The sequence below is a fragment of the Loktanella sp. SALINAS62 genome (assembly GCF_018263905.1).
Classification (GTDB): Bacteria; Pseudomonadota; Alphaproteobacteria; order Rhodobacterales; family Rhodobacteraceae; genus Loktanella.
The window spans coordinates 1-263 of the sequence record NZ_JAAFZU010000065.1 but is presented as its reverse complement, the minus strand read 5'-3'; the positions used below and the strand labels follow the sequence as shown (position 1 = coordinate 263).

Genomic DNA, 263 nt, shown 5'->3' with positions numbered 1-263 from the left:
ACCGCCAGAATGGCGTCGAGTTCCAGCCACAGGCCTGCGTTGTTGGCGTCGGCGCCGCGGATATCGGCGGCCACGATGATGCCCGCCACAGCCGCACACAGCCCCGATGCGACGTAGACCGCAATCAGCAGGACCCGTGCGTTCACCCCCGCCAGCGCACTGGCGGCGCGGTTGATGCCGATCGCCTCGATCAGCAGGCCAAGTGCCGTCCGGCGGACCAGCAGGCCAAAGGCGATACCGGTGCAGATCCAGATCACGACCGG

At 68.1% G+C, this 263-nt stretch carries 1 pseudogene; it reads right to left on the bottom strand.

Annotated features, from left to right (window positions below):
- Positions 1-263, bottom strand: a pseudogene (locus tag GZH79_RS17520) (ABC transporter permease); the annotation flags it as partial.